Annotated in this window: 35 protein-coding genes and 3 pseudogenes; 16 read left to right on the top strand and 22 right to left on the bottom strand. The window is 69.7% G+C overall.

The window, feature by feature from the left end; translation table 11 throughout:
• A partial coding sequence (locus OC439_RS25645; protein WP_262015677.1) for an RICIN domain-containing protein occupies positions 1-536 on the top strand: 536 nt, incomplete at its 5' end.
• 83 nt (positions 537-619) lie between these two features.
• Here the strand turns inward: OC439_RS25645 and OC439_RS25640 are convergent.
• Positions 620-1,138, bottom strand: a complete 519-nt coding sequence (locus tag OC439_RS25640; protein ID WP_262015676.1) for a cupin domain-containing protein — start codon at positions 1,136-1,138, stop codon at positions 620-622.
• Positions 1,139-1,397: 259 nt separating this feature from the next.
• Positions 1,398-1,670 carry a hypothetical protein gene (locus tag OC439_RS30325; RefSeq protein ID WP_410054958.1) on the bottom strand — a complete coding sequence of 91 codons (273 nt, stop codon included), beginning with the start codon at positions 1,668-1,670 and terminating at the stop codon, positions 1,398-1,400.
• Between the two features lie 31 nt (positions 1,671-1,701).
• Here OC439_RS30325 and OC439_RS25635 point away from each other — a divergent pair.
• Positions 1,702-2,193: pseudogene (locus OC439_RS25635) on the top strand (XRE family transcriptional regulator); the annotation flags it as partial.
• On the opposite strand, the pseudogene OC439_RS25630 reads toward OC439_RS25635, so the two are convergent.
• From OC439_RS25630 to OC439_RS25610, 5 genes and pseudogenes are all read right to left on the bottom strand, one after another.
• Positions 2,194-2,714: pseudogene (locus tag OC439_RS25630) on the bottom strand (NUDIX hydrolase).
• Between the two features lie 109 nt (positions 2,715-2,823).
• Positions 2,824-3,195 (bottom strand): hypothetical protein, encoded by a 372-nt coding sequence (locus tag OC439_RS25625; RefSeq protein ID WP_262015675.1) that lies wholly within the window; start codon positions 3,193-3,195, stop codon positions 2,824-2,826.
• Between the two features lie 580 nt (positions 3,196-3,775).
• Entirely contained in the window at positions 3,776-4,165 is a 390-nt protein-coding gene (locus OC439_RS25620; protein WP_262015674.1) for a hypothetical protein, read from the bottom strand.
• An 11-nt stretch (positions 4,166-4,176) separates the two neighbouring features.
• A complete protein-coding gene (locus tag OC439_RS25615; protein ID WP_262015673.1) occupies positions 4,177-5,112 on the bottom strand; it encodes a methyltransferase domain-containing protein in 936 nt (311 codons plus the stop codon).
• Complete coding sequence (locus OC439_RS25610) at positions 5,112-5,405, bottom strand: hypothetical protein (protein WP_262015672.1); 294 nt, start codon at positions 5,403-5,405, stop codon at positions 5,112-5,114. The genes OC439_RS25615 and OC439_RS25610 overlap by 1 nt, the downstream gene beginning before the upstream one ends.
• Before the next feature lie 55 nt (positions 5,406-5,460).
• On the opposite strand from OC439_RS25610, the gene OC439_RS25605 reads away from it, so the two are divergent.
• Positions 5,461-6,105, top strand: coding sequence for a TetR/AcrR family transcriptional regulator (locus tag OC439_RS25605; protein WP_262015671.1), 645 nt, complete (start codon positions 5,461-5,463; stop codon positions 6,103-6,105).
• 502 nt (positions 6,106-6,607) lie between these two features.
• Here OC439_RS25605 and OC439_RS25600 read toward each other — a convergent pair.
• Positions 6,608-6,781 (bottom strand): hypothetical protein, encoded by a 174-nt coding sequence (locus OC439_RS25600; protein ID WP_167435514.1) that lies wholly within the window; start codon positions 6,779-6,781, stop codon positions 6,608-6,610.
• Positions 6,778-6,996: a flavin reductase gene (locus OC439_RS25595; RefSeq protein WP_262015670.1), complete on the bottom strand. Its 219-nt coding sequence runs from the start codon at positions 6,994-6,996 to the stop codon at positions 6,778-6,780. Before OC439_RS25595 ends, OC439_RS25600 begins: the two co-directional genes overlap by 4 nt.
• A 372-nt stretch (positions 6,997-7,368) precedes the next feature.
• On the opposite strand from OC439_RS25595, the gene OC439_RS25590 reads away from it, so the two are divergent.
• Positions 7,369-7,770 (top strand): winged helix-turn-helix domain-containing protein, encoded by a 402-nt coding sequence (locus OC439_RS25590; protein ID WP_069088172.1) that lies wholly within the window; start codon positions 7,369-7,371, stop codon positions 7,768-7,770.
• 1,367 nt (positions 7,771-9,137) lie between these two features.
• Here the strand turns inward: OC439_RS25590 and OC439_RS25585 are convergent.
• Both OC439_RS25585 and OC439_RS25580 read right to left on the bottom strand, forming a co-directional pair.
• A complete protein-coding gene (locus OC439_RS25585; RefSeq protein WP_262015669.1) occupies positions 9,138-10,199 on the bottom strand; it encodes an HNH endonuclease in 1,062 nt (353 codons plus the stop codon).
• A 322-nt stretch (positions 10,200-10,521) separates the two neighbouring features.
• Positions 10,522-11,070, bottom strand: a complete 549-nt coding sequence (locus OC439_RS25580) for a hypothetical protein (RefSeq protein ID WP_262015668.1) — start codon at positions 11,068-11,070, stop codon at positions 10,522-10,524.
• A 1,135-nt stretch (positions 11,071-12,205) separates the two neighbouring features.
• Between OC439_RS25580 and OC439_RS25575 the strand changes: the two are divergent.
• From OC439_RS25575 to OC439_RS25565, 3 genes and pseudogenes are all read left to right on the top strand, one after another.
• Positions 12,206-13,774 (top strand): annotated as a pseudogene (locus OC439_RS25575) (replication initiator).
• Complete coding sequence (locus OC439_RS25570) at positions 13,771-13,968, top strand: excisionase family DNA-binding protein (RefSeq protein ID WP_262015667.1); 198 nt, start codon at positions 13,771-13,773, stop codon at positions 13,966-13,968. Before OC439_RS25575 ends, OC439_RS25570 begins: the two are co-directional and overlap by 4 nt.
• A complete protein-coding gene (locus OC439_RS25565; RefSeq protein WP_262015666.1) occupies positions 13,968-15,188 on the top strand; it encodes a tyrosine-type recombinase/integrase in 1,221 nt (406 codons plus the stop codon). Before OC439_RS25570 ends, OC439_RS25565 begins: the two co-directional genes overlap by 1 nt.
• A gap of 272 nt (positions 15,189-15,460) precedes the next feature.
• Here OC439_RS25565 and OC439_RS25560 read toward each other — a convergent pair whose 3' ends face one another.
• Entirely contained in the window at positions 15,461-15,658 is a 198-nt protein-coding gene (locus OC439_RS25560) for a hypothetical protein (RefSeq protein WP_262015665.1), read from the bottom strand.
• Between the two features lie 105 nt (positions 15,659-15,763).
• On the opposite strand from OC439_RS25560, the gene OC439_RS25555 reads away from it, so the two are divergent.
• The 9 genes from OC439_RS25555 to OC439_RS25515 all read left to right on the top strand — a co-directional run bounded on the left by OC439_RS25555 (position 15,764) and on the right by OC439_RS25515 (position 21,027).
• Positions 15,764-15,928, top strand: coding sequence for a hypothetical protein (locus OC439_RS25555; RefSeq protein ID WP_262015664.1), 165 nt, complete (start codon positions 15,764-15,766; stop codon positions 15,926-15,928).
• Positions 15,929-16,042: 114 nt separating this feature from the next.
• Positions 16,043-16,486 carry a DUF6907 domain-containing protein gene (locus tag OC439_RS25550; protein WP_262015663.1) on the top strand — a complete coding sequence of 148 codons (444 nt, stop codon included), beginning with the start codon at positions 16,043-16,045 and terminating at the stop codon, positions 16,484-16,486.
• A complete protein-coding gene (locus OC439_RS25545) occupies positions 16,486-16,644 on the top strand; it encodes a hypothetical protein (protein ID WP_262015662.1) in 159 nt (52 codons plus the stop codon). The genes OC439_RS25550 and OC439_RS25545 overlap by 1 nt, the downstream gene beginning before the upstream one ends.
• Positions 16,614-16,889, top strand: coding sequence for a hypothetical protein (locus OC439_RS25540; protein WP_262015661.1), 276 nt, complete (start codon positions 16,614-16,616; stop codon positions 16,887-16,889). Before OC439_RS25545 ends, OC439_RS25540 begins: the two co-directional genes overlap by 31 nt.
• A complete protein-coding gene (locus tag OC439_RS25535) occupies positions 16,889-17,167 on the top strand; it encodes a hypothetical protein (RefSeq protein ID WP_262015660.1) in 279 nt (92 codons plus the stop codon). Before OC439_RS25540 ends, OC439_RS25535 begins: the two co-directional genes overlap by 1 nt.
• Positions 17,164-17,946, top strand: coding sequence for an ABC transporter permease (locus tag OC439_RS25530; RefSeq protein ID WP_262015659.1), 783 nt, complete (start codon positions 17,164-17,166; stop codon positions 17,944-17,946). Before OC439_RS25535 ends, OC439_RS25530 begins: the two co-directional genes overlap by 4 nt.
• The gene (locus OC439_RS25525) at positions 17,943-18,092 is read left to right on the top strand and encodes a hypothetical protein (protein ID WP_262015658.1); all 150 of its coding nucleotides are present in this window, start codon (positions 17,943-17,945) and stop codon (positions 18,090-18,092) included. The genes OC439_RS25530 and OC439_RS25525 overlap by 4 nt, the downstream gene beginning before the upstream one ends.
• A gap of 73 nt (positions 18,093-18,165) precedes the next feature.
• Complete coding sequence (locus tag OC439_RS25520; RefSeq protein ID WP_262015657.1) at positions 18,166-20,310, top strand: FtsK/SpoIIIE domain-containing protein; 2,145 nt, start codon at positions 18,166-18,168, stop codon at positions 20,308-20,310.
• A gap of 408 nt (positions 20,311-20,718) precedes the next feature.
• Positions 20,719-21,027, top strand: coding sequence for a hypothetical protein (locus OC439_RS25515; RefSeq protein ID WP_262015656.1), 309 nt, complete (start codon positions 20,719-20,721; stop codon positions 21,025-21,027).
• Positions 21,028-21,098: 71 nt separating this feature from the next.
• Here OC439_RS25515 and OC439_RS25510 read toward each other — a convergent pair whose 3' ends face one another.
• The 10 genes from OC439_RS25510 to OC439_RS25465 form a co-directional block, all read right to left on the bottom strand.
• Positions 21,099-23,060 carry a phage tail tape measure protein gene (locus tag OC439_RS25510; protein WP_262015655.1) on the bottom strand — a complete coding sequence of 654 codons (1,962 nt, stop codon included), beginning with the start codon at positions 23,058-23,060 and terminating at the stop codon, positions 21,099-21,101.
• Positions 23,041-23,376, bottom strand: a complete 336-nt coding sequence (locus OC439_RS25505; protein WP_262015654.1) for a hypothetical protein — start codon at positions 23,374-23,376, stop codon at positions 23,041-23,043. Before OC439_RS25505 ends, OC439_RS25510 begins: the two co-directional genes overlap by 20 nt.
• Positions 23,373-23,678 carry a hypothetical protein gene (locus OC439_RS25500; protein WP_262015653.1) on the bottom strand — a complete coding sequence of 102 codons (306 nt, stop codon included), beginning with the start codon at positions 23,676-23,678 and terminating at the stop codon, positions 23,373-23,375. Before OC439_RS25500 ends, OC439_RS25505 begins: the two co-directional genes overlap by 4 nt.
• The gene (locus tag OC439_RS25495; protein WP_262015652.1) at positions 23,675-24,403 is read right to left on the bottom strand and encodes a hypothetical protein; all 729 of its coding nucleotides are present in this window, start codon (positions 24,401-24,403) and stop codon (positions 23,675-23,677) included. The genes OC439_RS25500 and OC439_RS25495 overlap by 4 nt, the downstream gene beginning before the upstream one ends.
• Complete coding sequence (locus OC439_RS25490) at positions 24,400-24,567, bottom strand: hypothetical protein (RefSeq protein WP_262015651.1); 168 nt, start codon at positions 24,565-24,567, stop codon at positions 24,400-24,402. The genes OC439_RS25495 and OC439_RS25490 overlap by 4 nt, the downstream gene beginning before the upstream one ends.
• Entirely contained in the window at positions 24,564-24,920 is a 357-nt protein-coding gene (locus OC439_RS25485; RefSeq protein ID WP_262015650.1) for a helix-turn-helix domain-containing protein, read from the bottom strand. The genes OC439_RS25490 and OC439_RS25485 overlap by 4 nt, the downstream gene beginning before the upstream one ends.
• Positions 24,921-24,980: 60 nt before the next feature.
• Positions 24,981-25,190 (bottom strand): hypothetical protein, encoded by a 210-nt coding sequence (locus OC439_RS25480; protein ID WP_262015649.1) that lies wholly within the window; start codon positions 25,188-25,190, stop codon positions 24,981-24,983.
• 32 nt (positions 25,191-25,222) lie between these two features.
• A complete protein-coding gene (locus tag OC439_RS25475; RefSeq protein WP_262015648.1) occupies positions 25,223-25,534 on the bottom strand; it encodes a hypothetical protein in 312 nt (103 codons plus the stop codon).
• Between the two features lie 182 nt (positions 25,535-25,716).
• Positions 25,717-26,034, bottom strand: coding sequence for a helix-turn-helix domain-containing protein (locus OC439_RS25470; RefSeq protein WP_262015647.1), 318 nt, complete (start codon positions 26,032-26,034; stop codon positions 25,717-25,719).
• 5 nt (positions 26,035-26,039) lie between these two features.
• Complete coding sequence (locus tag OC439_RS25465) at positions 26,040-26,291, bottom strand: hypothetical protein (RefSeq protein ID WP_262015646.1); 252 nt, start codon at positions 26,289-26,291, stop codon at positions 26,040-26,042.

The raw sequence follows: 26,291 nt of genomic DNA, 5'->3' as shown, positions 1-26,291 counted from the left end.
ACGGCGGAGGCAACAAGAAGGCCGCGTACAACTCGGTCCTCAACGTCCTCAACGCCGCGTCGCCCAGCCCCACGCCGACCACGACCGTGTCGCCGACCGTGTCGCCAACCGTGTCGCCGACCGGCGGGCCGACCACGCCGCCCCCGACCAACGGCGCGAGCCGGATCGTCGGCAGCCAGTCCGGCCGGTGCATCGACGTGCCGAACTCCTCGCAGAGCAACGGCACCCGGGTGCAGCTCTACGACTGCCACGGCCAGACCAACCAGCGGTGGACCTACACCTCCAGCCGGCAACTGACCGTGTACGGCTCGATGTGCCTGGACGCCGCCGGCTCCGGCAACGGCTCGGCCGTCCAGATCTACAGCTGCAACGGACAGACGAACCAGCAGTGGAACGTCAACTCCAACGGCACCATCACCGGAGCCCAGTCCGGGCGCTGCCTCGACGTCTGGGGCACCGGCAACGGCCAGCAGGTGCAGATCTACGACTGCAACGGCCAGGCCAACCAGCGGTTCCAGCTCGTCGCGACGAGCTGACCTCCTCGTACGGCAAACGGCTCACCGTCGTGGTCTCGGCCACGGCGGTGAGCCGTTTGCGTGGTGCTCGCGTGCTGCCGGTGTCAGCCGATCAGCAACTCCGTGCGGTAGTCGGCGGCCAACGCGGCGGCCCGGTCCCGGCGCTCGGCCTGCTCCTCGTCGGTGAGAGCCGGCGGCGGCGAGGTGGGACCGTCCACCCGGTCGCCCACCCGCAGGAAATACTCGTCCTGCCCGGCCGGCGTGCACATGCAGAGCAGCCGCGCGGGCTGGTCGAAGGAGTTGCGGAAGAAGTGCGGCGCGTTCGCCGGAATGTTGATCGTGTCCCCGGCCCGCGCGACGGTCCGCTCGCCCCGGAACGTGAACTCCACCGCCCCGTCGAGCACCGTGAACATCTCCTCGAAGTCGTGCCGGTGCGGAGGCGGCCCACCACCGGGCGGAACCCGCATGTCGATCAGGCAGTACCGGCCGGCCGTCTGCGCGCCGGTGACCAGGATCGTGTAGGTGCCGCCCGCGATGGCGAGGTGGGAGAGGGCGGGATCGTCGGGGCGGGCGTGGACGAGGGTACGGGTCGGATCGTCGGACGGGATCGCACCGCTGGCCATCGGTTCTCTCCTCGATCGTCGGTCTGCGGATCGATCCCCCTCATAGCCATCAGGCAAGCCGCTAAACCTGGCGCTCCCGGCTGTCACTGTCGGGCTCCGCTCGGCGGTGTCGCCCTTCTCAAGCTCTGCCATCGATCGGCGTAGTGCGGCGGCGTTGCTCGGATTGCGAAGGAGGTACTCGGTTTCCCTCGACTCGCCTCCCGCCGGCGGCACGATCATCACGGGCTCCTGGCCGGATCGAGTCATCGTTTCCTCCGCGTCATCGGTGACGCGGAGGAGTCAGTTTCCGTACTCCTGGCTTCGGTGGAGCCGTTTCCCGCGTCCAGCCGAGAAAACGGCGGTGCAGCACGCCGGCCGGCGTCCAGGGCATGTCCTCGGTGGCTTGCACGAGGTAGGAGCCGAGGTAGAGAGCCAGCGACACCGGGGCGTCGGCATACTCAGCGCGCAGTTCCCGCTTGCGCGTGGGACAGGGCCAGGGCAGGTCGCAGCCGCCACAGCTCCAGACCGGCATGACCGGACCGTGGGTGGTCACCGCACACCCTCCAGAAAGCGGGCGGTGATCGGTGCTGACCGCGGAAGCACTGGTCATGGAAGCCCACGCCCATGCTGTCGCCCTCCACGAACGGGATTGCGCCGCCGCGCTTCATCAAGCAGAGCAAGCCCTCGACCGCGCCGACCGCAGCAGCGACCCGCAATGGCTCGGCTACTTCGACGAGGCGTACCTGTCAGCCAAGTTCGGCCATTGCTTTCACGCGCTCGGTCAACACCGTCGAGCCGAGCGCTTCGCCGCTCGCTCACTGAAGATGGACGAGCGTTACGTGCGCGGGAAGGCGTTCAACCTCGCCCTACTGGCCAGCGTCTACGCTCGTTACGGCGAGCCGGAACGTGCCAGCGCCATCGGCACCGAAGCCCTCAACCTCGCCACGCAGCTACGGTCGGCCCGTGCCGTCCGTTACGTGCGCGACCTGCAAACCGGTCTGACACCTCACCGCCGTACGCCAGCGGTACGGCAGTTCATCACCCGGGTCGACGCGGCACTCGGCCAGCGGCGCTGACTACAGCTCACCCCGGGCCTTCCGTGCCACCAATTCCAGCACCGCGATCACTGTGCCGGCACCCATGATCTCACCCTCGGACACGAGTCGCCGCGCCTCTTCCAGTGGAATCCAGGCCACCCGCTCGGTCTCGTTGACGTCCACCGGGGCGCCGATGTGCTCCGCCTCGCGGGCGAGGAACAGCAAGTTCTCCGCGTCCGCGGTCGCCACCCGGTCTCCTCCTCGACCTCCCGGAGCGCGCACTTTGCCGGATCCTCGCCCTCGTCGACGTAGCCGCCGGGCAGCTCCCACACCCACCGGTCGAAGACAAACCGGTGCCGTCGCATCAGAAGCAGGCGCTCCTGGCCGTCTAGTACAGCAACCATGGCCGATCGGGGCGCCCGGATCACGTACTGCTCGAAGCGGATCCCGTCTGGAAGCTCCACGTCCGCGATGCTCAACCGGGAGCGCCGGCTGCCGTCGACAACCCGCTCACCATGAATCGTCCACCGCGTCGACCTGTCAGTCAGTTCCTCCGTCACCCGGCCAGTATCCGACCGGTGGCACCGGAACGCTGTCGAGCGGTGCCCTGCCAACTCGACTCGGTCCCGACCGCCCCTTCCTCCGCGCCGGATGTACGAACCCTGCTCATCAGGCTGACAGGCGCGGCCAAGATCGCGGCCACGCCTCCAGGCGCATGACGATTCGCAGGAGGCTAGCCTCAAACGCGGCCTCCTCAAGCTCGCCTCCTCGGCGGCGGGACCACAAGTCGCTCAGGTCATCTTCGATGGCACCAAGTTCGACGAGTCGGTCGGCGCAGTCGTGGCTTCTCTGACGCGCCTCGGCCGGACTGCCGGAGTCGGTGGCCATCTTGTCTGCGGCCACGGCCAGTGTGCAGCGTGCCTCTGCCGTGATGCCACGGCCGGCGGTCTCGACTGCCCGCAGGGTCCCTTCGGGTCCTCGAACGATCTCGACGAACAGGCCGAGCAGCCGCGAATTGCGCACGAGCGGTCCGTCCGTCATCGCCTACCCTCCAGCTGTTCGGTCCGCTGCCGCTTCGGAGAGCACTCTGACACGGAGGCCGGGCTGGCGGTTGGTTCACTGATGCACTTCGCTGCTGTACCTCCCCCGATCATGCCAACAGCGACCTCGGTCGGGGCCGCTGAACTGTGGGGAGTGGGCCGGAGGCATCACCATGCGAACCGCAACGCCACCATCGCTGGTGAACTACTACCGCTACGTTCGCGCAGATCAGGAGGCTGATCAACCGCGACCCCGGCGGAGCTTGGGCGATCCGGCGGAGGTCGCCACCTTGGTCGAAGATGATCGGCAATCGGGCGCTCAGCGCTCGCGGTGCTCCTCCGGAAGGGAGGGGCCTTGCTGTAGCGGGCCTTGAGCGCCGGGTCGAGGGAGACTCGCCGACCCGGCTCGCGACAGCGTGACTACTCAACGAGGCGTCCGAGCAGCCAGCGCCCGCCCCCTGCCGGCCACTCTCGGCACCCCAGCCGGTCTCCGGGCGGGCGGTAGGCGTCTTCGACCGCGGCGCCGCCCGACGGCGGTTCCGGCGACCGGACGCCGATCGGGCGCGGCCCGATCCCAGCGGCTACAGCCGTTCGAAGCTCTCCATACCGGCGAGTTCGAGCACCTTGGTCCGGGTCGCCGGACATTCCTGCCGGGTCTGGTCGTCGATCTGACGGCCAGTCGGCACGGCACCCTGCTTCTCGTACCACGAGTAGAGGTTCACGGTGAGGTTGGCCATCGTGCCCGTCTCGGACCCGATCCCTTTCAGCGTCGGCAACTGTCCGTCGAGGTAGGCACACACCTCCTTCGCCGACACCGGCGCCGAGCCGCCGGCCGGAGCGGATCCGGCGGTGCTGGACGCGGCGTCGGCTGCTGTGGGGGTGCCTGGCGTAGCGGCCCCGAAGGAATCGGGCGCGCCCGCGTCGGCACACGCCGTCAGGGCGATCACCACACAGAGGATCGGTGCGAGCATTCGGATCGTTCTCATCGGTTCTCGTCCTGACGTGGTTGTCGGTGGTGGGTGACCGGCGGACAGCCCGCGGCGGATGGTTTGTCAGCCCTGACGGCGACAGCAGAGAGGAGCCACAGGCCGGCGGGCAGTCGGTAGCCGACGCCAGGTTCACGAAACCGTTCGAGCAGCCGGACCGCCCCCGCTCGGGCCGAAGCCTGCCCAGCCGGCGGCGCAGCCCGGTACGCCGCACCGGCGGCGCCGACCTCGATAAGCCATTCGGCCACCGCATCGGCATCGTCCGGAGCGTCCATAGTGATGTCATGCGGCGTGATCGTGACGGCGGTGAAGCCGGCGACGCTGAGGACCCGGGCGAGCCGTGCCGGGTCGGCGAAGGAGAACGGACCGGGCTCGTCACCCACCGGTAGCGGTGGTAGCGGCCCGAGGTGCGGTGCCGCGCCGAGCATCGCCGCGAACAGCCACGGGTTGACGCTGCCGTCGCGGAAGACGGTGGCGGCGAGGCGCCCTCCCGGGCGCAGTGATCGCCGGATCGCGGTGCAGCCGGCAACGGGATCCGCCAACAGCATCAGGGTCATTCGCGAGTACGCCGCGTCGAACGGTGCCCCCGGGACCACATCGAGGGTCTCGATGTCGGCCGTGCGGAACCGGACACTCGGGTACCGGTCCGGAGGGAACCGTTGCCGAGCGGCGGCCACCATCGCCTCGGCGATGTCGATACCGATCGCCGCGCCGGTATCGCCGACCGCCGCGGCGATCTCGGCCGTGGTGCCGCCGCAGCCGCAGCCCACATCAAGGATCCGTTCGGCCGGCCGTGCGGCCAATCGATCCATGGCCGGTGCGCCCAGCGGTCGACCGACCTCGTCCTGCCGATCGGCGTGCCGGATCCAGCCGGCTGCCGCACCCGTCCAGAAAGCGGCGCTGCGGGCCTGCAACGTGACGGTGTCGGCCATCAGAACGGCATCTCGGTGCCGTCGACGCTCATCGATCGGAAACTGGCCGCCTTGGTTGGATCGAAGCCGTCCTCCTGCGCCGCCAGGCCGGCAGCCCGGACCAGCCGTTCCGACTGGAACCGGCGGAACGCGTCTTCGTCCTGCCAGATGTTGATGATCCGCCAGCCGCCCGCGGTCGGGCCGGCGACATGCGCGACGAGTCCCGGCGGTCGGTCCGGTCCGAGGTGTCGCTCCACCTGCCGGTACTCCGCCTCGCTGACACCGGGCATCTCCTGCAACACACCGAACGGCATGGCCGCCTCTTTCAATAGAGTTAGCATCTATCCAATAGAGCACTACACTCGCGGTGTGGTTGTCAAGAGGCGCTATGACTCGTCCCGGCGGAAGGAACAGTCCCGACAGACCCGACAGGCGATCCTCGAAGCGGCCAGCCGGCTGTTCGTCGACCCCGGATACGCGGCCACGCCGTTGACCGCCGTCGCCGCGGAGGCCGGCGTCGCGGTCCAGACGGTGTACGCGCTGTTCGGCAGCAAGCGGCAACTACTCTCCGATCTGGTTGACGTCACCCTGGCCGGCGACGATGAACCGGTAGCCCTGCCGGACCGACCCTTCGTCGCCGAGATCCGCGCGCTCGCCCACCCCCGCGCCAAGCTCGCCCGCTACGCCCGCCATCTGGTGGAGGTCAACGCCCGGCAGGCCCAGGTGATGCTCGCGTTGGCCGGAGCGGCCACGGCCGACCCAGACGCCGCCGAGGTCTGGCGCAAGAACATCGAAGAGCGCCGCCGCGGCATGGCCATGTTCGCCGCAGAACTCGTCGGCACGGGAGCACTCCGCCCCGACCTGGACGTCGAGCAGGTGGCCGACATCCTCTGGCTGGCCCAGGACGTCCGCAACTTCGACTGGCTCGTCCGACAACGCGGATGGCCGCTGGAGGAGTACCAGCGGTGGTACGTGGACACCGTCAGCGGCGCCACCATCGCCGGCGGCGAATAGCGGACCGGCTCCGGCTCACACCTCTGGCCGCTTTTCCGACTGGAGATCGACAGTACGATCCGCGCGACCGCAGGCCGCGTTCGCTGAGCCGACGCTTCGCAGCCTCGACGCCATCCACTTGGCCGCCGCCCAAGTGCTGACCAACGAGTTCGGACGGGCACTCATCGCCTTGGTCACCTACGACCGGCGACTGCTCGAGTGCGCCAAGGAAACAAAGCAGGACTGCCCATCGCTGGTCCCGGCCAGAACTGACCCGCGACTCCCAAGAGCCGGGCGTGGCCGCGCGGCCAGGATATCGGCCGTGGCCTGCGTTCTTGTGACCCTGCGCCCCGCCGTTTGGGTATCCGTTCCGGTGGGCCGCCAGGGACTCGAACCCTGAACCTATGGATTGCCGGCGAACTGGCTGGGTCGGGCGCGGTGCGAGGTCATCGGGCCTGCTGGCGCGCTTCTCGGCTTGGTTCGGCTGGCACGGTTGCTGTACTTCGCTGCTGTACTGCTGGCATCAGATCAGACGCTGGATGCGGACCTTGGGGCGCTCGTTCCTGAGGTGGCCTTGCTTGTGCTGGCGGACCTGCTCCTCCCAGACCTCCTGGTCGTAGTCCAGGTCCGGCGGGGTCCACCGGTGGGAGCCGTCGCTGTAGTGGAACTTCTCATCACCGGGCCGAAGGATGCTCATCGGGTCCAGCCGAGGAAGCGGTGGTGCAAGTGGCCGGCGGGGACGTGGGCCAGATCCTGGGCGGCGTCGATGAGCTGGGCGGCCAGGTAGAGAGCCATCGACACCGGGGCGCGGTCGTACTCGGCTCGCAGCTCGTGTCGCCGCGTCTGGCAGGGCCAGTCGGCACCGCAGCCGCCGCAGCTCCAAGCCGGTGTGACCGGGAGGTGAGTCGTCATCTCCGCATCTCCTTCGCCGCCGCCTGGTTCGTTGGTCGGGCGTCTTGCCGGTCGTCCTCAGAAGGCCAGTGGCCTCGATTGATCGGGATCCGATGCGTCGTACGACAGGGCAGCTCGCTTCCGCAACGGCAGACCCTCCGCCATCGCTCCCATGACCAGACCGGCCGGTGCCGCCTGGCCAGAGTGAGCGCGACGGCGATCAGGTACTCCTCGTACGAGACACGAGGCATCGGGCCTCCCTTGGCTCTCGACCAAGGTCGCGGGTGTTCCCGCAGACCGGCTCAGCGCAATGCCGCAGCTCGCATCACCGTAACGACGTAGGACTGTAGATACAATAAGATGTAGAGCTGTTGGACACGTAGCGTCACTTTCGTGATCGACCCGAGTGCGGATCGCGCCGTGTTCCGGCAGCTCGCAGACCTCCTGCGAGACCGGATCACCTCTGGCGACCTCGCGCCCGGGGCTTCACTTCCCAGCGAGCTGCGGTTGGCTCAGGAGTACGGGCTGAGCCGCACGAGTGTCCGACAAGCGGTAGCACTGCTCCGGTCGGAAGGGCTCGTAATCGTGGAACCGCCGCGCGGGACGTTCGTCCGCGCTGTAGAGCCGACCGAGACTGTGACTCTCCTCAAGGGCGACACCGCCACCGCTCGGATGCCTACCCCTGTCGAGCGGCGCGAGCTGGAGATGGGCGAGGGGATCCCGGTCATCGTGATCTTCCGCGCCGACGGCTCCCGCGAGCTGTACGCCGCCGACCGCATCCGCGTCGGCCGGTAGCAGCTGCAGATGACCCCTCGCTTGTAAGCTCGGTGCAGCACGTCCGTCCTTGTCCGGGGACGGCCGAAAGCTCGGAGCAGCGTCCGTCGCTCGTCTCGCTCGTGCGTCGGCCTTCGGGGCGGTTGCTGTCAGCGCTGCTGTCGAGAGCGCCGCCGCTGGCAGTCCAGCAAGCCCGACCTGCGCCGGGGGAGCCTAATCGCGGTGGCCAGCCAGTGGGAACGGGCATCGCCCGATGTGCGTACGCTCGACGGAGTTGGCGCTCCTTCCGCCCACCGCTGTCGCGTAGCACGCTTTTTGCTGGCTCCGCCTGGCCTGGGGTCGTCTCGCTACAACGGGGCGGATCTGCAGAGTCGAGACCCTGATGCCTCGTCTGCAGCTCTGCTGCGCTAGAGGGTCAGCCCGCCCGCTTCGCCGCCAACGCGGACAGCACCTGCCTCGCGCACGACAGCGAGTAGGTGCCGGCCTCTTCAACCTCGGACGACGTCGTGATCACGCCACAGAGGACGCCATCCGTCGCTTGGATCGTTGCGTATGCTCGCCTTATGCAGTGGGTAGTGGCAATCATGAGCTTTCTCGGTGGCGTGATCACGACGTCGGTAACCGCGGTCATTACCGTAAGGACGAACTCAAATCGGATGGCGGCCGACATCCGAAGCAGATGGGACGCCGCATTGCTAGAGAGAGCAAATGAACTTGCCGCTGCGACAAGGGCTTTACGTCACCTAGCGGACCGCTACGACCGAGTCCCAGATCAGGCACGGCAGCGGGAACTGATGGAGGACGTACACCAACAGCTATTTGTCGTGTCGGAACAGCTCCGCTTGGTCGGGGACGCACGGGTGCAAGAAGCGGCTCGTCGCGTCCGGCATCACGTGTACGCAGTACGTGCACAAAGAGAATCGGGCGAGGACCCTCGAGCGCAGGACCACCCGCTGTACCCGCCTCTAGACCGGCTCAACGACTCGCTACAAGAGTTCTATCGAGCGGTGCGTCACCAACTGCGGGCGCCTGAACCCGACGCTGTGCTGCACGATGACTACTTCGATCCCAACATCAATATTGGAGGCCTCGATTCTCTACCTGTCGAGCGGGCAGTCCAATCTCAACCTCCTTGGCGCCGAAAACTCGGGCAGCGCCGCGGCGCTAATCGCTGACGCTTCGGTGTGAACGCCGGTGCAGCACATCGTCTGCTGCCGTCGGCTGTCATTCCGTGCCTTTCAGCTTGGCCACCACCCCGCCTGCTGCCATCCTGCGTCGCCCGCAAGCAGGGCGTTTGATGCTTCCTCGCTGCTCTCAGAGTGGTCAGAAGGTCAGGGCCGCAGCAGCTCGCGCTGCCAGCCGCCGTCGGCGCCAGTCTCCGGACATTTCTACGGCTGGCGCGACTCCAGATCTGCTCTGCCCTTGTCAGTGAGCGTGGCGCTGCTGGACCAGAACTCCAGGCTCTCGAAGCAGAGGATCAGGCCCTCGTTGCCCAGGCCGCGGATCAGATCCCGCCACAGCACCTCCGGGTGTCCGGAAGGTGGCTCATCTCCGAAGAACTCGGCCAGCGGCGCGGGATCACCCGGATGCTCAACGCTGTACTGCTCCAGCCATCGCAGGAACATCACACGCCCGACCTCGCGGCTGACAGCGCCAGCCGTGGCACCCATCGGCTTGCCGTCCTTATCCACGATCTGGGCTTGGTCGCCAGCGTGAATCTCGATGTGGAGCTCCGGCCACGGCGAGCCCTCCTTGGATACCCCGCCGATTAGAAGAAGCCGCCTCATGCACGCGCCAACGAAGTAGTTGCGCTCGGCAAGTTGGCTGATGTACTCGCCCAGGGCCTTAGCGGCATCGCGGTGCTCACGGACGGTGTAAAGATCGTCGTGGATATCGGCGTAGTCCCTGACCAGCTGTAGGAACTCGACCATCAGGTCCTCGTCCTCGTCCGGCATACGGCCGGGGATGATGTAGCTGGTCGCCACGCACTCCTGGATCATCGGCCAGAGGGCGTGTCCAGTGGCGATAATGTTCAGCTTCTTCGGCACCGGATACGTCGGGTCCCGCACCAGTCTCATGTTGTCCGGGGCACTGGACTCCGACGCCACCCAAGCTGCGTGATCGCGTTTGATCTGATGCAGCTTCTCCACCGTGAAGTGGTTGGGCTGGTCGTCCACCTGCTTGTGGTGCTTGTTGCACAGCAGCATCAGGTTCTCGTGAGTGTCGAGCTTCGACGGGTCCAGGCCGCCGGCTCGGGGACCTCCAGGACTCTTCGCCACGATGTGGGCCAGTTCGCCGAAGACCGACGGGTCGTCGTCCTCAGTGCCGGGCGTCAGCACCAGCACGCGGCAGATGCAGCACTTGCCACCGGCCTCCGACCAGACGATCTTCAACGTTCTCTCAGAAATCGCCACAGGAACCTTCACGTAGAAGCCGACTCGGGCCAACATCCTGTCCCACCGCCGACCAAGATCGGTAGCTCGGCTCATCGGCCGATACCTGGCTCATGGCGGCCAGCGACTTCATCGACTTCTCCACCGACCCCGAGCCTCGCCGACAGACAACTATGCCTCCCAAGTACGTCGGGCGAGGACACTGTGATCTACCAGCTCGACTGACTCGTTCGGTGTGAAGGAACTTCCGCGACGGCGCGATCAGCCCTGCGGCGGTGAGGGGCTCGACGTATAGTCCAGCAACGTCCGTGGTGGTCCTTCCTCCTCCTTCTGGTTGTCACTCATCTAGTCACTCGTGCTGAGAGTTCTGCCGTCAGCGCTAGTGGTCGATCGCTGGCAAAAGCTCAGCAACTCGCAATACGTGCTGGTTGAGCATGGAATCGACCTGCTCGCGCGGCACCCTCTTCCTCGAAAGCATCATGGGCCCAGCGCTGGGAAGGCCCCTCAGGTCAAGGGACAGGTAGATTCCAACGGTCTGTTCGACAGGATCAAAGAACGGGTCAAAGAGGAACCACACTTTTCGCTCATGTGACGCTTCATCCACCGTCTCGACGTATCTGACCATGCCCTGACGCGGAGAGATATGCCCGGAGTATGTCAGGGGAAGGGAGCCGCCTCCCCCCTCCGGATCGTTCTTCTCCCGCAGCGTAAGTCTGTCGAACATGAGCGAGTACCGGACATGCACGCGCCTCTCGATGATCTTTCCTGAGCCTGTCGTGCTGCGGTGGTAGGTCCACCAGACGCCGAGATACTTACGGCGTCCCGACGTGCGCATGTAATTGATCAAAATGTAAAGCTGACGTGCGACCAGAGGGACAAGACCAAGTAGGAAGCCGACTAGGACTTCGGGCCAGTCGATCCCAACCAATTTGACACCTCCGCACGGGCCCAGCGTCTGCCTTGGTTTTCAAGGTAAGGGTGCGGAGCAACACCTACTGTCAGACCGACCTAACGTCAAGTAGATATTGACGGCCATGCCCAGCCATGAGACTGCCCGAAACAGCGCGAGGCAGCGGCACGCGGCGAGGCTGTGGCGGGGATGCGGCGCGAGCATCACGGGCAGGCCCCCGCCTGCCGGCAACGCCGGCCCGAGGGGTCGCAGAGGCTCCGGGGTCAAGGGCGGCCCGCAGGGCCGTCGCGCAGCGATGCGTAGCACCCTTGAGGTCGGAGGGGCGGCCCCGCATCCTTCGCGACGCATCCTCGCCACAGCCGGCAGCGAGTCGCCCTGCGGCGCGGCGGTGCGACGGCCGTCGCGGCCCGGCTGCCGGTCCACGAACCTCATCCACCTTCGAACGCAATCGTCTACGGCGGCCCCTTGGGCTTCCCGCTTCCGCGCCAGCCGCCGGGCGTGTTGCGTGACCGGAGCCGGAGCGCCAGCGGAGCGACGGACGCGCGCCCAGGCGGCGGCGCGTGCGGCCCGTTGCGGGCCGCCTTGATAGACGTACAGAAGTCCTCCCACGCCGGCCGGCAGCCGGCTGTCCCGCCCCGGCCCGAGGGGTTACGGCGGGTTGACGTGTCGGTACCCGGTGCTACTCTGGCGCTCGTCGAGCACGCTGGCGCGGCCTTCCTGCCGGATCGCTGGACTCGACGTCGGAGATGCCGAGCGGCCTTCCTGTCGCTGATGCGGGGCACGTCCCGCAGGCTCTCGATCGCACCGGCCGCTATGCCGGTTCCCGAATCCGCTGAGCGGCCCAGCGCGGTCTTCCCTGCCGTCCACGATGGCTCCGGATTCGCACATGTCCACGGGTGGGGGCAGCCTGCGGCAACCCGTCGGGTGCCGATATCCCAGGCTTCCCACCCGTGCCGGCCATCATCACCGAGTCCACGAGCGTGAAAGGACATGACCCATCGGCGGGAAGTGGCACGACCACGATTCCGCCCTCCGGCGTCAGCCGCCCTCTCGGCGGTGCCAGGAGGCACGACGAACACCACCAGCGGACAGGCGTCCACGGCTGGTGGTGCTTCGTCTCCCGTCCCTGCCACCCCCTGATGAGGAGACAGCCGTGTCCACCCCGCTCACCCTCTACTGGCCCGGTCTCGCCGTCGGCCGTGACGCCCAGGTCCTGCACCGCGCTGCCTCGCCGGGGTTCTCCGGCTGGCTGGAGCACACCCGCCCCGCCGGCGGCTGTGCTCGCCCGATCCGCCTCGTCGGCACCATCGCCGCCGTCGACCGCGCCACCGGCCGGATCACCGGCCAGCTGCACACTGCCGAGCTGCCTGACCGGGCGCTCTACAAGGCGTGCGGCAACCGCCGCGAATCGGTGTGCCCGGACTGCGCCTGGGTCTACCAGGGCGACGCCTACCAAGTCGTCTGTCGCGGTCTGACCGGCGGCAAGGGCATCCCCGCCTCGGTCGGCCGGCACCCGGTCGTCTTCGCCACCTTCACCGCCCCGTCCTTCGGCCCGGTCCACCACCGCCACGTCCCCCGCCACACCTGCCGCAACCGGCAACGCTGTGACTGCCGCCCCGCCCCCTGCCACGCCCGCAGCAACGCCCGAACCTGCCCACACGGACAGCCCTCGGCGTGCTTCGCCCGCCACGACCCCGACGATCCGCGGCTCGGCCAGCCGTTGTGCCTGGACTGCTACGACCACGCCCACCAGGTCGTCTGGAACCACTTCTCCGGCGAGCTGTGGCGACGCACCAAACAGGCCGCCGAACGCCACGTCGGCGCAACGTGCCGTCGACGCGGCATTCCGAAGGTCGGCATCGTCACCGCCTCCGGCAAGGTCCGCTGGATGCCGCCCGTGCGGGTGTCCCACGGCAAGGTCGCCGAAATGCAACGCCGGGGAGCGGTGCACTTCCACGTCCTGTTGCGCCTGGACGGCGTTGACCCCGACGACCCGGACGCCCTCGTACCGCCACCGGACGGCATCACCGTCGACGACCTGGAAGACGCGATCCACGCCGCCGCCCGGCAGATCACCGTCACCACACCCCCACACCCCGACCAGCCGCAGGGGTGGCTGATCGCCTGGGGCGAGCAGGTCGACGTCAAACGCATCAACAGCAGCGACGGCGAGCTGACCGACGGCAAGGTCGCCGCCTACCTCGCCAAGTACGCCACCAAGGCCACCGAAGCCACCGGCCACTCCTCCACCCGACTCACCACGGCCACGATCGACGACTACGCCGACCCCGGAGGCGACCACGTCGCCCGCCTCATCGACGCCTGCTGGCACCTCGGCCGCCCCACCCACACCGATGTGACCGGCGGCGCCGCAACCGGCGACCACCGTCAAGCCAGCCTTGACACCAAACCGAACGCTTACACCGGACTGCGGCACTGGGCGCACATGCTCGGCTTCGGCGGCCACTTCCTTACCAAGGCCCGCCGCTACTCCGTCACCTTCGGCCAGCTCCGCGACTCCCGCGCCACCTACCGCCGCACTGAGGACGACGGAGCCACCGAAACGATCACCGTCGGCACTCTTACCTACATCGGGTCCGGCTGGCTCTCCGACGGAGACGCCCTGCTCGCCAACACCGCCGCGAGGCAGTGACGGGAGAGCAGCCGTGTCGGCCGGGAAGAACTTGCCCACGAAGCCTGGCTCACCGGAGCCGCCGCATGAGCCACGACCTCCGCCCCCGCTGGTACTCGCCGGCCGAGGTCGCCGTGCTGCTGGGCTTCGGCATCTCCAAGGTCAAGATGAAGATCGCCACCGGCGAGCTGCGCTCCATCAAGGACGGCAAATACCGCCGCATCCTCCCCGAATGGCTTGACGAGTACATCCGTGAACAGGTCGAGCGGCAGGAGGCTGCCTGATGCCTGGACGCGTAAGGGCCAACGGCGAAGGCTCGATCTTCCCGTACCGGAACGGCTTCGCCGCGTACGTCTGGGTCGAGAAGCCGGACGGCAAGCGGGGCCGGAAGTGGGTCTACGGCAAAACCCGCGAGGAGGTCCACGACAAGTGGATCAAGCTGCACGGTCAGGCCAAGGCCGGTCCGGTGGCGACGCGCTCCCCGACGGTGGGGGAGTACGCCGGCTACTGGCTGCGCGAGATCGTCAAGCCGAACCTGGCCCCCGGCAGCTACGTCACCTACGAGGTGGTGATCCGGCTCTACCTCGTGCCGGGGCTGGGTCGGAAGCGCCTCGACAAGCTCCGGGTCAGCGACGTGCAGACCTGGATCAACGAGGTCGGGCGGACCTGCCAGTGCTGCGCCCAGGGCAAGGACGAGCGGCGCAAGCCCGCCCAGCGTCGCTGCTGTGCCCTTGGCCGCTGCTGCCGGGATTTACCCTCGCCGACGAGCGTCACGCACCTGCGGACCGTCCTCCGGACACTGCTGTCCCAGGCGATCACCGAAGGGCTGATCACCCGCAACGTTGCTTCACTGGTGAAGCTGCCGCCGGTGCGCAAGCGCAAGCGGAAGGCGTGGACAAGCGACGAGGCGCGACGCTTCCTGGAGTCGGCCCGCGCCGACGACGATCCGCTGTACGCCGCGTACGTCCTAGTCCTGGCGCTCGGTCTGCGCAAAGGCGAGATGCTGGGGCTCACCTGGGCAGACGTCGACCTCGACGCGGGGGAGTTGACCATCGATCGGCAACTCCAACGCGTCGGTGCCGAGCTGCTGCACCGGGAGACGAAGACGGCTGCCTCGGACGCCACCCTGCCGCTGCCGGACATCTGCACTGTGGCGCTCGACCGCCGCCGCACCGCGCAGACTGCCGCCCGGGACGCCGCCGGTCCGGCCTGGCAGCCCTCAGACCTGATCTTCACCACCCGCTACGGGCGGCCAGTCGAGCCGCGCAACTTCAACCGCTTCTGGGACCGGCGCTGTGACGCGGCCGGAGTCCGGCGGATCACCGTCAGGGATGCCCGGCGGACCTGCGCCTCGCTCCTGGCGGACCTGGACGTGCACCCCCGGGTGGCGATGCAGATCCTTCGGCACGCGCAATTCGCCATCACCATGGAGATCTACACGGTGGTGTCCTCGGCGGCCACCCGCGACGCCCTCAAGCGGCTCGGCAGCGCGCTGGACCGGTAAGGCGCTACTGCTGTACTTCGCTGCTGTATAGGCCCTCAACACAACAAAAGCGGCCCTGTAGAGGGCCGCTGAGCTGGAACGGAGTGGGCCGCCAGGGACTCGAACCCTGAACCTATGGATTAAAAGTGAGCAGGGCCCCGTGCCGCCCGGTGATGGGCGATGACGGGGCCCTGCGTTTCGCCTGCTAACTGGCTATGCGGTGTGCCGGATCATGACGGCCCTGCCGTGACCATCTCGGCGGGTCCGTGGCCAGTCTGTGACCACCTGACGCCCTACTCGGTGGCTGGCGCCGGCGTGGCATCTGGTCGCTTCGGCAGCTTCGCGCCGGGCAGCCGTAGGTACCACCGCATGAACTCCCGGATGAGCGACGACCTGTCGGCGCCCTGGCTCTTGGCCGCCACCCCGAACCGCTCCCACTCGTCGAGGTCGACCCGTACGGGTCGTGTCGGCGTGCCTCTGGTCGGTGCCATGTCGCGCTCTCCTGTCATCGAAGTTGACCAAAGGCTATCCCCTTGCGGTGTAGCTACACAAGCGGCTAGGGTGTAGCTACACCCAAGAGCGACGGAGGGGCAGACATGAAGGTCACCGCCAAGGCGAACACCAGCGAGAAGGACATCGAGAAGGCCGTCCGGATCGCCCAGCGGGTCAAGTCCCTGCCCGCCGATTCGCCGGTCCTGGCGGGGCTGAACCGGCAGTACGACGACCTGGTCGACCGGATCGGCTACGACCCCATCAGCTGAACCACCGGGGGCCGGGCAACCGGCCCCCACCGACCGACCCACAACACCAAAGCGGGCCCGGCAGGTGTGCAACCACCTGTTGCCCGGGCCCTTGATCGCCCCAGGAGGCGACCCGTGAGCATCATTGCATCCGCACCCGTCCCCGCCGACCGCCGCCTCATCGACGCCGACACCGTCAACCTGACCGCCCCGGCCGTCGGCCGGTTCCCGGTCAACCCGCCGTACCGGGCGGCCGTCGACCGCGACCTCTGCCCGACCTGGTGCACGCAGGACCACAGCGACGACGGCGAGGAGCGCCTGCACTCCTCGGCCGCCGTCGAGGTGCGCGTCGGTCACGGCGTCGACCTGCTCGACACCCTCACCGTCACGGTCGCCGTCGACGCCTTCGAGTCCCCGGGCCTGCCGGGCGGGATCGACCCCGCTTCCATCTACCTGTCCGCCGTGGCGGACAAGTGCGCCGAGGCGCAGGCGACGGGCAACCTGACCGCCGAGCAGGCCGAGCAGCTCGCCGCCGCGCTGCTCGCCGCCGCGCGCACGGCCCGTCAGGCCCGCTCCTGATGGCCGCCCGCATCAACCGCCTGGTCGTGCGCACCGTTCTGGTGTGCACGGCCCTGGCCGGGCTCGCCGCGATGCAGAACCACCACGACAAGCCGTGCACCGGCGACCAGGTCGGCGCGGCCGGTATGTGCGTGTCGACGAGCTGGGCCGCGCGGTGAACCGCCGGATGGTGTGGGCCGGTTGCGGCCAGCCGGCGGCGGTCCGCATCGAGGTGTACTCGGCGGCGTACGGGCTGATGCACGGCTCGCTCGACGCCTCGGTCTACTGCTGCGCCCGCCACGAGCAGGGTGCCACGGCCGCGATCCACGCGGCGGGCCTGACCCCGTACCGGGCGGGTGCCCCGCTTCACCTGAGCCGCACGTGCGGCTTCGTCTACCGCTACCCGACCGCTCGGGAGTCCTGATGACCTCGACCCACTACGTCCTGATGATCCTCGGCGGTGGCGGCGGCACGCTGCTGCTGGTGGCCGCCATCGCCCGCGGCCTGGTGCACCGCCACGGCGACCCGGCCGCCGCCGAGAAGTACCTGACCTGGTTTCGCGCCGAGCGCGCCGCCGAGCAGGCCGAGGAGGCGCGGCGCCAGGCCGCCTTGCTGTCGGAGGCCGCCAGTCGAATGCGCCCCGCTCAGCAGCGGTGGATGGAGCAGCGCGGCATCACCGCCCCGAAGGAGCTGACCCGATGACTGCCCCGACCATCAACGGCACCCGCTACCCGCAGCCCGTCGACGAGCTGCTGCCGGCCGCGCGCGAGCTGGCCAAGGAGCTGGGTGAGCTGCCGAGCCGCAACCGGCTCATGACCGAGTTCCGCATCGGCGCACCGAAGGCGACCGAGCTGCGCTCGCTGCTGGCGATCTGGATGGACGACAACCCGGCCGAGCAGACGCCGGACCCGCTTCCGGTCCCGGCCGCACCCGAGTCCGCGCCGCCCGTCGTACCGGACCCGGCCCCTGCTCCGGCGGCCCCGGTCGTCGAGCCGGTCGAGCAGGTCACGGCCCCCGGTCACCCGGGCACGACGGCCGACGACAAGCCGCGCCGACGGGCGGCCGTGTGGCCGGTGGTGCTGCTCGCGCTCCCCGCGTTCGTGGCCATCTGGTCCGGCTGGGTCGGGCTCGGCGGACTCACCGGGTTCGGTGTGGTGCACCCGCTGCCCGGCATCGCCGACTCGGTGAGCCTGAACACCGCGATCACCCTCCCGATCGGCGTGGAGACGTACGGGGCGTACGCCCTGTACGTGTGGCTGTCCGGGCGGGTGCCGGACCGGGCACGCACGTTTGCGAAGTGGTCGGCCATCGGCTCACTGGTCGTCGGGGCGCTCGGCCAGGTCGCGTACCACCTGCTCGTCGCGGCCGGGTGGACGTCCGCCCCGTGGTGGATCACCACGCTCGTGTCCTGTCTGCCGGTGGCCGTGCTCGGCATGGGCGCCGCGCTGGCGCACCTCGTGCGAGAGGAGGTGACCGAGTGAGCGCCCTCACCGCGATCCTCGCGGCCGTGTCCGTGGCGGCCCTCCTGACCGGGCACACCACCACCGCGATCGTCACCGGCATCGGTGCGGCAGCGGCCAGTGTCGCCTTCCACGTTCGCCGTCACCGGGCCAGCCGGTCCGAGTAGCCAGCGCGGGCCCCGGCCTCAGCACTCGACGCCCGGCCGGGGCCCGCATCCCCACCAAGGAGGAAAGATCAGCATGACAGAGCCCATCCACAGCGACGACCTGGAGCCGGTCGTCCCCGCCCCGCGCCGGGGCGCACCGGAGTTCTTCGAGCCCCACGGCGAGCAGCTCGCCATCGAGGCCGGCCGGGAGGACGGGCCGCCGGTCGACCCGCCCCGCACGTCCACCACGTTCGCCGACATCACGAGCCGCTACTCCGGCGACCGCAAGCCGATCGTGCCGGCGTCGCTGCGCTCGAAGGCTGGCCGCCACGCCCTGATGGTCGAGGCGGTGTCGTTCCTGACGTACTCGCTGGCCATCCACGCCACCCGCAGCCCGAAGTACGCCGTCAAGACGGCCTGGTACGCGCCGATCGGCATGTTCCGGCTCACCGGCAAGGGCATCTACTGGTGCCTGGATCTGGAGGGGTTCGGCATCCGGCAGGACGCCGCGAGCCGCAACAACGTGGCCGACTACCTGGCGTTGTCCCGGCAGCGGGACCGCCGCGTCGGCGCCCGCGCCTGGCTCGCGGTGCCGGTGGTGCTGCTGCTGGTCGTGCTGGCCGGGCTGCTGGTGTTCGTCGCCCCCTGGTGGGCGCAGGCCCTCGCCGCGGCGGTGCTGGTGCCGCTGCTGGCGCACGTCGGCCGGCCGATCGACTCCCCGATCGTGGATCGGGTGTTCAACGCCGAGCGGTTCATCCGGCTCACCGCCGGGCTGACCCGGGCGGCGATCATGGCCTGCAACGTCAAGGGCATCAAGGACGCCAAGGACGTGAAGTTCGTCCGCGACATCTACCGCGCCGGACCTGGGCATGAGGCGCTGGTGCTGCTGCCCGCCGGGGTGCTGGCCACCGACGTCATCGACGAGCGGGACCGTCTCGCGTCGGGGTTCCGGCTGCCGAAGTCGCAGGTGTGGCCGTCGACCGTGGAGGGCGAGCACCCGGGCGTGCTGTCCATCTGGGTGGCCGACAAGCCGGTCAGCAGCATGAAGGCCCCCGCCTGGCCGCTGCTGGAGGACGGCACCTTCGACTACTTCACCGGCACGTTCGTCTACGGCCACGACGAGCGGATGCGCCCGGTGCAGTACAGCCTCGCGGAGAAGAACAGCCTGTTCGCGGGCATCCCCGGCTCGGGGAAGACCCTCGCCGCTCGGGTGGTGCTGCTCGCCGCCGTCCTGGACCCGCTGGTCGTGCCCGTGGTCTTCGACTTCAAGGGCTCCGGTGACGTCGACTGCTTCGAGCCGTTGTGCCCCGAGGGCCTGTACGGCTCGGGTGCCGACGAGGTGACCAAGGCCAACGGCCTGGCCGCGCTGGAGTGGCTGCTGACCGAGTGCGACGAGCGCGCGCCGCTGGTCCGCAAGTACGCCGGCCAGGGCATGAACACCGTCAACAAGGTCAACCGGCGGATGGCCGAGCACGACGCCCGCCTCCGGCCACTGGTGGCGTTCTTCGACGAGCTGCAAGAGCTGCTGACCGACCCGAACCACGGCAAGCGCGCGAAGTTCCTGCTCACCAGCATCATCAAGCGCGGCCGGGCGCTGGGCATCCACGTCATCTTCGCCACGCAGCGCATCGACAAGGAGAGCGTGCCGCGGGGCATCAGCTCCAACATCGCGCTGCGCACCTGCCTGGCGGTCACCTCCCACACCGAGACGGACCTGGTGCTCGGCACCGGCAGCTACGCCCGCGGCGCCCGCCCCACCGAGTTCGAGCCCGGCGACTCGACCGGGCCGAAGGATTCCGGCTGGGGCTACCGGGCCGGTGCCGGACCGACCCGGCCGTGCCGGTCGTCGTACGTGGACAACCCCGCCGCCGAGCGGGTCGTGCAGCGCGCCATCGAGATGCGCCGCGGCGAGCAGCCCGTCGAGGTGCCGCGCATCGCGCTGCGGAACCTGCTCGCCGACGTCCGCCAGGTGTGGCATGAGGGCGAGGAAGCCATCTGGTCGGAGCTGATCGTGCCGCGCCTCCAGGCCCTCGACCCCGAGGCGTACGGCGACCTGACCGTCGAGGTGTTCGGCGCGTGGATGGCCCGCGCCGGCGTGAAGACCGAGAAGATCGGCCGCCGCATCGACGGCAAGGCGACCACCCGCGCCGGGGTGAAACTGGCCGCCCTTGAGTCCCGCATCGCCGAGCGCAACGCCGAAACCGTGGCCGGTACGGACCTCGCCGAGACCGACTCCTGATAGCCCCGGTGAGGGCTAACGCTAGCCCCTGCGCTAGCCCGGCTGAGCAGGGAAAACACCGCTAGCCCTCACCGGTCCCCGATCCCCGAAAACGGCCCCTGGAGGCGTTGTGAGAGGCGCACTGACCGCTAGCGCTATCGGCCTGGCCCTCGTCGTGATCTACGTCGTGCGGGTCGCTCTGTTCCCGCTCGCTGACTGCTGGTGCTGCAAGGGCGAGGGCGTGCACCGGTCCGCATCCAACCGGAAGCACTCCCGGCCGTGCTGGTGGTGCAAGCGCACCGGGAAGCGGTGGCGCATCGGCCGCCGGATCTGGAACAGGGCCCGGCGACGAGCCCGCGAGGCCCGCTGACCTGTCGCCGAGCCGACGAAACGGGCTGCCGCGTTGATCGACGGCGGTACGTTGCCGGGATGACCCGAGCACGTACCGCCGTCGCGCTGTCCGCCGCTCTGCTGCTCGCCCTCGCCGGGTGCGGCACCGAAGACGACAGCGGGACCGCCGCCCCGTCCGGCCCGGCCGGGTCGACGCAGCCGGCACCGAAGGCGACCGCCGACCCGTACGACGTGTACCTGAAGCTGGCACCGAAGGACGCGCCGAAGATCAGCCGGGAGGATGCTCAGGCCCGCGCGCTGCTCGGCTGCGGCCAGAAGTGGGCGCCGGGCACGGTAGACGCGGCGCTGGCGGAGGCGTACGCGGATCTGTGCAAGCAGAGCCGGTAAGACCGCCCGGGGACAGCGAACGGCCCGCCAGGGGTGATCCTGGCGGGCCGTAGCGCGTCTCCAGTCGGGTGTTACGTGTTGCTGCCGATGACCCGCTGCACGTCGCCGCCCAGCCCGGCGATGTTCTCCCGGAGCACGACGACCAGGTCCTTGCCGCGGGCCACCAGCTCGCCGGTGAGCCGTACCTCCGCGCGCCCACCACCGCCGCCGGCGGCCGTCCCGCCGGTCAGGGGCTGCACGGTGGCGCCGCGGCCCAGGTGCACCAGCTCGGGACCGGCCTCGCCGACGATCGCCATACCGGCGCCGAGGATGTGCCCGCCCTTGGCCAGCATCGGCAGGCGCGGGGCGCTGATGCTGTTACCGCCGATCCCGGGCACCCAGCCCGGCACCGACCAGGACAGCCGTCCGACGGTGTTGTTCCATGCCCGCGCGACCGCGTTGAACCCGGCCCGGAACGGGGCCGAGACGACCGACGCGACGTTGGCCAGCCCGCGCCGCAGTCGGCCCGGCAGTCCGGTGAACCATCCGACGAGGTCACCGACCTTGTCCCTGATCCACCGGCCGGCGGAGGCAATGCCGGACAGGACAGCGCCCCAGAAGCCGGAGAAGACCGCCCACCACTTCTGGAAGACGGCCACCACGAAGCCGCTGACGTGCTCCCACAGGCCGATGAAGAACTTGCGGAACGCCTCGCTGTTCGTCCAGAGCAGGTAGATCCCGGCGACCAGGGCGAGCACGGCCAGGATGACCAGGCCGACCGGGTTGGCGTACATGGCGGCGTTGAACAGCCACTGCGCCGCGGCGGCGCCCTTGGTGATGCCCGTCGAGATGAGCTGCACGGCGTTCCATGCGGCCATCGCGGCGTTCACCGACCAGACCGTGACGGCCAGGCCGGCGAGCACGCCCGCGACGGTGAGCAGCGTGCCGGAGTTCTCCGACGCCCACGTCCCGACCCGCTCCAGGGTGGGGATGGCCTGGCCGAGCTTCTCCACGAGGGCCTGTTGCGCCTTGCGCTTGAAGGACTCCAGCCGCTGGCTCGCGGTCTGCTCCAGCGCCTTGCCGGCCCGGTCGGTCGCGCCGGCCAGGTTGCCCATCCCGGCGACGGCGGCCGACGGGTCCAGGGCGTACAGGGCGTCACCGAGGTCTTCGGCTTTCGCGCCGAACAGGGCGACGGCGGCGGCCCGCTTCTCCACCGGATCCTTCATCGCCTTGAGGCGGTCGATGACCAGCTTCATCGCCTTGTCCGCCTCGGGGCCGCCCTTGGCGAAGGTGGCGGTCATGGCCTTCGCGTCGAGGTTCAGGGCCTTGAAGGCGTCGGCGCTCTGCTTGGTGCCGTCCTGCGACCGGATCGCGAATTCCTTGATCGCGTCGGCGGCGGTGTCGAGGTCGCGGGCGCCGGCCTTGGCGGCCTGGGCCAGCATGCCCATCGCCTTCGGCCCCGAGATGCCCACCTCCCGGAACTGCGTGGAGTACTCGGTGAAGGTGTCGAGCAGGTCGCCGGCCTGGTCGCCGGTGACCTGCATGCCGCGGGTCAGCACGTCGAACGCCTCTGTGGCGTTGCGGGCCAGCCCGGTGCGGACCATCTGCCCGGCCGCGCGGGCGGCCTGCGTCACGTCCAGGTCGAACGTGGTCGCCAGGGTCTGCGCCTTGACCGTCAGGTCTTCGATCACGGCCGCGTCGGCGTTCTTCGGCAGCAGCCCTGCTTGCATCACCGAGCGGGCCGCGGTCATCGCGTCGGCGGCGGACTGCCCGAAACCGCGGCCGTAGACGCGGCCGGCGGCCTCGCCGAGCTGCTGCGCGAGCACCGGATCGCCGACCTGGGCTGTGAGTTTCGCGCGGGCGGCTTGCAGGTCCAGGCCGCCGAGCAGCCCCGCGCCGATACCGGCGGCCATCGCGGCACCGACCACGGGCGCGTACTCGCGGGCTCTCCCGCCGACGGCCTCCAGCTTGCCCCGGACGCCCTTCATCGTCTTGTCGAGGTGCGTGTCGTCGCCCTTGAAGATGACCGCGAGTTCACCGAGCTTGAGCGCCACGGCGGGCACCTCCCTTGCGCTGCCAGGCGGCCAGCTCGGGGCCGAGCAGCCCGTCATGGGCCGGACAGTCGGCCTTGTGGGGGAACGGCATGTGCGCGGTGCCCTGCTCGGCTGCCGCGTCCTGCACGGCGGTCGGAGCGGGCCGTACGGCGCCGCACGGGCAGCGGCCGAGGGTGCCGGCCACCCGGCGCCGCCGCAGCCCTTCAGCGAGGGCGGGGGTGGCGTCGGCGGGGATGACGGGCAGCTCGGTGACCGCCGCCCGGCCGTTGACGGTGACCGGCACCGACTCCATGCGCAGCGTCCGCATGAGCGTCACGGCAGCCGGGTGAAGTTGTCGCCCGGCTGCGGGTCCACCGCGCCGTCCCGGAGCTGGCTGCCCTGACGGAGCACCCCGTCGGCCTTCATCGCGGCCACCGCGTCCGTGTACGCCTGGGGTGCCGACGCGGCGGTGGAGACGGTGTAGCCGGCCATGGTTTCGGCGTAGCGGACGAACGGGTGGTTGTCGGCCACGTACGCCTCGCCGTTGACGAACCACGCCGGCTGGCCGCCGAGGGGCTCGCTGGTGTTGGTGGGGCCGTTGACGTAGGCGCCGGGGGCGCTGGCGGTGATCTTCTTCATGCCGGCTGCTCCTCCGAGTCGGTAGCGGGCTGGACCTCGGCGACGGTGGGGAAGACACGTGCGGTGGAGGACAGCGCTGTCGACGGGGACAGCTCGGTCAGGTCCGCACCAGTCACCTCAACCACCCGCCCCAGAGCGGCCGCGAGAACGGCCCCGCTACGCACATCCGTCAGGTAGTAGGGGCTGGCGTCCTCGGGGGTGACCGTGACGCTGGCCGGCCCCGCCAGGCCGCCCGCGGCGGCGTTGTGAACGCCGGCCGCGCGCAGCTCTTCCCGCTCGCCGTGCTGCTCGGCAGCGGCGACCGCCGCGGCGGCGCGGCTAGCGACGGCGCGGACCTGCCGGGAGCGCTGGTCGGCCAGCTCCCACAGCCGGGCCAGGGCGGTCACCGCCTCGGCGAAGGCGTCCACAACCGTCTGGTCGGCGGCGGTGTCGACCGCGCGGGCGAGTTCGCCCACCTTCTCGTATTCGGCGGCCCGTTCGTCGTGCTCGCGGCGCTCGGCAGCGCGGCGGGCGGCGTCGACACGCAGCCGGGCGAACTCCACCACCTGGCGGGCGTCGGCCAGCTCGGCGGGCTGCACGCCCGGGTCGCCGTCGCGTACCCGCTCTTCGAGGGCGGCGAGGAGCTGCTGCGCCTGGCCGAGTTCGTCGAGGGCGGCCTGCACCTCGGGGCGGCCGAAGTCGCGCGGGTCGGTGCCCGCGCTGGCGGTCGTGGCGGTGGCGGTCATGCTGCGTCGCCTCCGGTGCTGGTCTTCGGGTCGGCGTTCTTGTGCCAGTCGGCGTAGTCCGGGCCGAACAGGTTCTTCTTGATCTCGGTCTTCCGCTGCTCGACCTCGGGGGCCTGGCGTTCCAACTTGGCGGCGATGGCGTTCTGCAGGGCTTCCAAACTCATGGGTTCCTCCGGTGTCGGTAGCGGTCGAGGTCGGCCGCGTCGATGAGCCAGGCCCGGCGGCCGGCCCGGCGGGCGCTCACTCCACCGGACCGGCACAGCCGGCGCACGTGCTGCGGGCTGCACTCCAGGAGGGCTGCCGCGTCGTCCGTGCTGATCTCCACGATGCGGCCGGCGGGGTTCGGGGTTTCGGTAGCGAACCTGTCGGCGGCCTGGTCGTGGTGGTGCTCGCCGCGGGCGAGGGCGTAGAGCAGCGCGCGGAGGGCAGCGGTGGGCGCGCCGCCGTCGGTGCGGACGTGCTGGGCCAGGTCGACCACGAGGATGCGGCGTACCGCGCCGGCCAGGTGCGCGGGCACGACAACGGACCCGTCGGGTAGCTCGACGGGTCCGGGTCGGGCGGCACCTGGGGGCAACGGCTACTCGGCCGCGCTGCGCTGCTCGCGCCAGCGGAGGGTGTGCAGGGCTTGGGTGGCGCGCTTGTGCCTGCGGTCGAGGTAGGCCAGGGCCTGCGCGTCGCGCCGGTGGGTGGCCACGCTCATGGACCGCTCCAGCCGGCGGATCTCCCGCTCGGCGGAGGACAGGCCACGCATCCGGCGGGGGAAGTCGTAGACCAAGGTCTTACTCACGGCGCTCCTTCGGGTGCTGATCTGTGGATTTGTTATCCACAGTGCGGGTTGTTTTCCCTGCTCAAGGGCGGGGTGGTCACGGCGTGGTCACCGATCCGGGCGGCCGGATCGGGGTTCAGCCGGGCGTGCGCACGTTCGAGCTGCCGCGTGAGCCGGGGCATCCGGCGCTGGAGGTCGGCGGCGGCCCGCCGGGCACGGCCCGAGGACTCGTCCGCCCGGACCACGGCGGCGCGGACGTACGCGGCGACCTCGCGGGCCAGCTCGGCGCCGGCCTGCCGGGCGGACGGGTCAGCGTCGCGGGCGAGCCGGGTCAGTGCGGCACCGAGAGCGCGGGTGGCGGTCACCAGCTCGTCCCGGTGCTCGTACCCGCACTCCCGACCGGCCCGGCGGACAGGTGCCGCGGTTGGCGCGTCTTGTGGGTTGGCCGGTTGGCTGTCCGGACTCGGCACGGTGGCCTCCTCTCGTATGCGTACAGACATGCGCGCGGCGCGAGGAACCGAGGACGGGGGCAGGGGCTCCTTCGCCATCACTGCCGCTCTTTTCCGCAGCTCAGGCACCGGTAGCCGGGCGGTGGCGATCCGAGGCAGGCGTCGCAGCGCGCTGGCTCGGTGAGGTTCCAGGGCTCGGCGTCGAGTACCCGCGCGATGGCGACCAGTTCGTCGACGTCTACTCGGCGCTCGCCGCGCTCGATCCGGCGTAGGGCCAGGATGGGCAGCGGGTGGCCGATGTCGGTGAGGCGCTTGACCATCTCGGTGTACGTCATCCGCCGCTGGGTCCGGATACGGCGGATGGATGCTGCGACGTTGGCGGCCAAGGGCCCGAGGGTGACGCGCTTCTCTGCCATGATCGTTACTTCTCCTCGGGAATGGTTTGCTCGGGCGGGTTCCACCCGGCGTTGAGCAGTTCGCCGACGATGCGGCGGGCGACGGCGTCGTCGGTGAGCGGCAGGAGGTAGCCGGGATAGGCGTCGGGGTCGGTAGCCCGACTCCCGAGCACTTCCGCCTGCACTTCGAGCTGTGCGCGGGCAAGCCGGACGGCCCACTCGATGGGGGAGATGCCGGCGGCGTAGGCGGCGTGGCCGAGTGAGGAGCGGTCGTCCAT

Source organism: Micromonospora sp. Mcm103 (genome assembly GCF_024519755.1).
Taxonomy (GTDB): domain Bacteria; phylum Actinomycetota; class Actinomycetes; order Mycobacteriales; family Micromonosporaceae; genus Micromonospora; species Micromonospora aurantiaca.
Note: the sequence above shows the minus strand (reverse complement) of the source record. Positions and strands in the feature narration are given on the sequence as shown.

Coding starts and splice junctions, on each gene's coding strand:
- OC439_RS25640 (WP_262015676.1), bottom strand. CDS start 1,138: ATGGCCAGCGGTGCGATCCCGTCCGACGATCCGACCCGTACCCTCGTC.
- OC439_RS25595 (WP_262015670.1), bottom strand. CDS start 6,996: ATGACGACTCACCTCCCGGTCACACCGGCTTGGAGCTGCGGCGGCTGC.
- OC439_RS25610 (WP_262015672.1), bottom strand. CDS start 5,405: ATGCCGTTCGGTGTGTTGCAGGAGATGCCCGGTGTCAGCGAGGCGGAG.
- OC439_RS25545 (WP_262015662.1), top strand. CDS start 16,486: ATGGCCGCCCGCATCAACCGCCTGGTCGTGCGCACCGTTCTGGTGTGC.
- OC439_RS25585 (WP_262015669.1), bottom strand. CDS start 10,199: ATGTTGGCCCGAGTCGGCTTCTACGTGAAGGTTCCTGTGGCGATTTCT.
- OC439_RS25530 (WP_262015659.1), top strand. CDS start 17,164: ATGACTGCCCCGACCATCAACGGCACCCGCTACCCGCAGCCCGTCGAC.
- OC439_RS25465 (WP_262015646.1), bottom strand. CDS start 26,291: ATGGACGACCGCTCCTCACTCGGCCACGCCGCCTACGCCGCCGGCATC.
- OC439_RS25520 (WP_262015657.1), top strand. CDS start 18,166: ATGACAGAGCCCATCCACAGCGACGACCTGGAGCCGGTCGTCCCCGCC.
- OC439_RS25515 (WP_262015656.1), top strand. CDS start 20,719: ATGACCCGAGCACGTACCGCCGTCGCGCTGTCCGCCGCTCTGCTGCTC.
- OC439_RS25625 (WP_262015675.1), bottom strand. CDS start 3,195: ATGACGGACGGACCGCTCGTGCGCAATTCGCGGCTGCTCGGCCTGTTC.
- OC439_RS25565 (WP_262015666.1), top strand. CDS start 13,968: ATGCCTGGACGCGTAAGGGCCAACGGCGAAGGCTCGATCTTCCCGTAC.
- OC439_RS25495 (WP_262015652.1), bottom strand. CDS start 24,403: ATGACCGCCACCGCCACGACCGCCAGCGCGGGCACCGACCCGCGCGAC.
- OC439_RS25490 (WP_262015651.1), bottom strand. CDS start 24,567: ATGAGTTTGGAAGCCCTGCAGAACGCCATCGCCGCCAAGTTGGAACGC.
- OC439_RS25620 (WP_262015674.1), bottom strand. CDS start 4,165: ATGCTCGCACCGATCCTCTGTGTGGTGATCGCCCTGACGGCGTGTGCC.
- OC439_RS25500 (WP_262015653.1), bottom strand. CDS start 23,678: ATGAAGAAGATCACCGCCAGCGCCCCCGGCGCCTACGTCAACGGCCCC.
- OC439_RS25555 (WP_262015664.1), top strand. CDS start 15,764: ATGAAGGTCACCGCCAAGGCGAACACCAGCGAGAAGGACATCGAGAAG.
- OC439_RS25470 (WP_262015647.1), bottom strand. CDS start 26,034: ATGGCAGAGAAGCGCGTCACCCTCGGGCCCTTGGCCGCCAACGTCGCA.
- OC439_RS25615 (WP_262015673.1), bottom strand. CDS start 5,112: ATGGCCGACACCGTCACGTTGCAGGCCCGCAGCGCCGCTTTCTGGACG.
- OC439_RS25535 (WP_262015660.1), top strand. CDS start 16,889: ATGACCTCGACCCACTACGTCCTGATGATCCTCGGCGGTGGCGGCGGC.
- OC439_RS25560 (WP_262015665.1), bottom strand. CDS start 15,658: ATGGCACCGACCAGAGGCACGCCGACACGACCCGTACGGGTCGACCTC.
- OC439_RS25570 (WP_262015667.1), top strand. CDS start 13,771: ATGAGCCACGACCTCCGCCCCCGCTGGTACTCGCCGGCCGAGGTCGCC.
- OC439_RS25600 (WP_167435514.1), bottom strand. CDS start 6,781: ATGAGCATCCTTCGGCCCGGTGATGAGAAGTTCCACTACAGCGACGGC.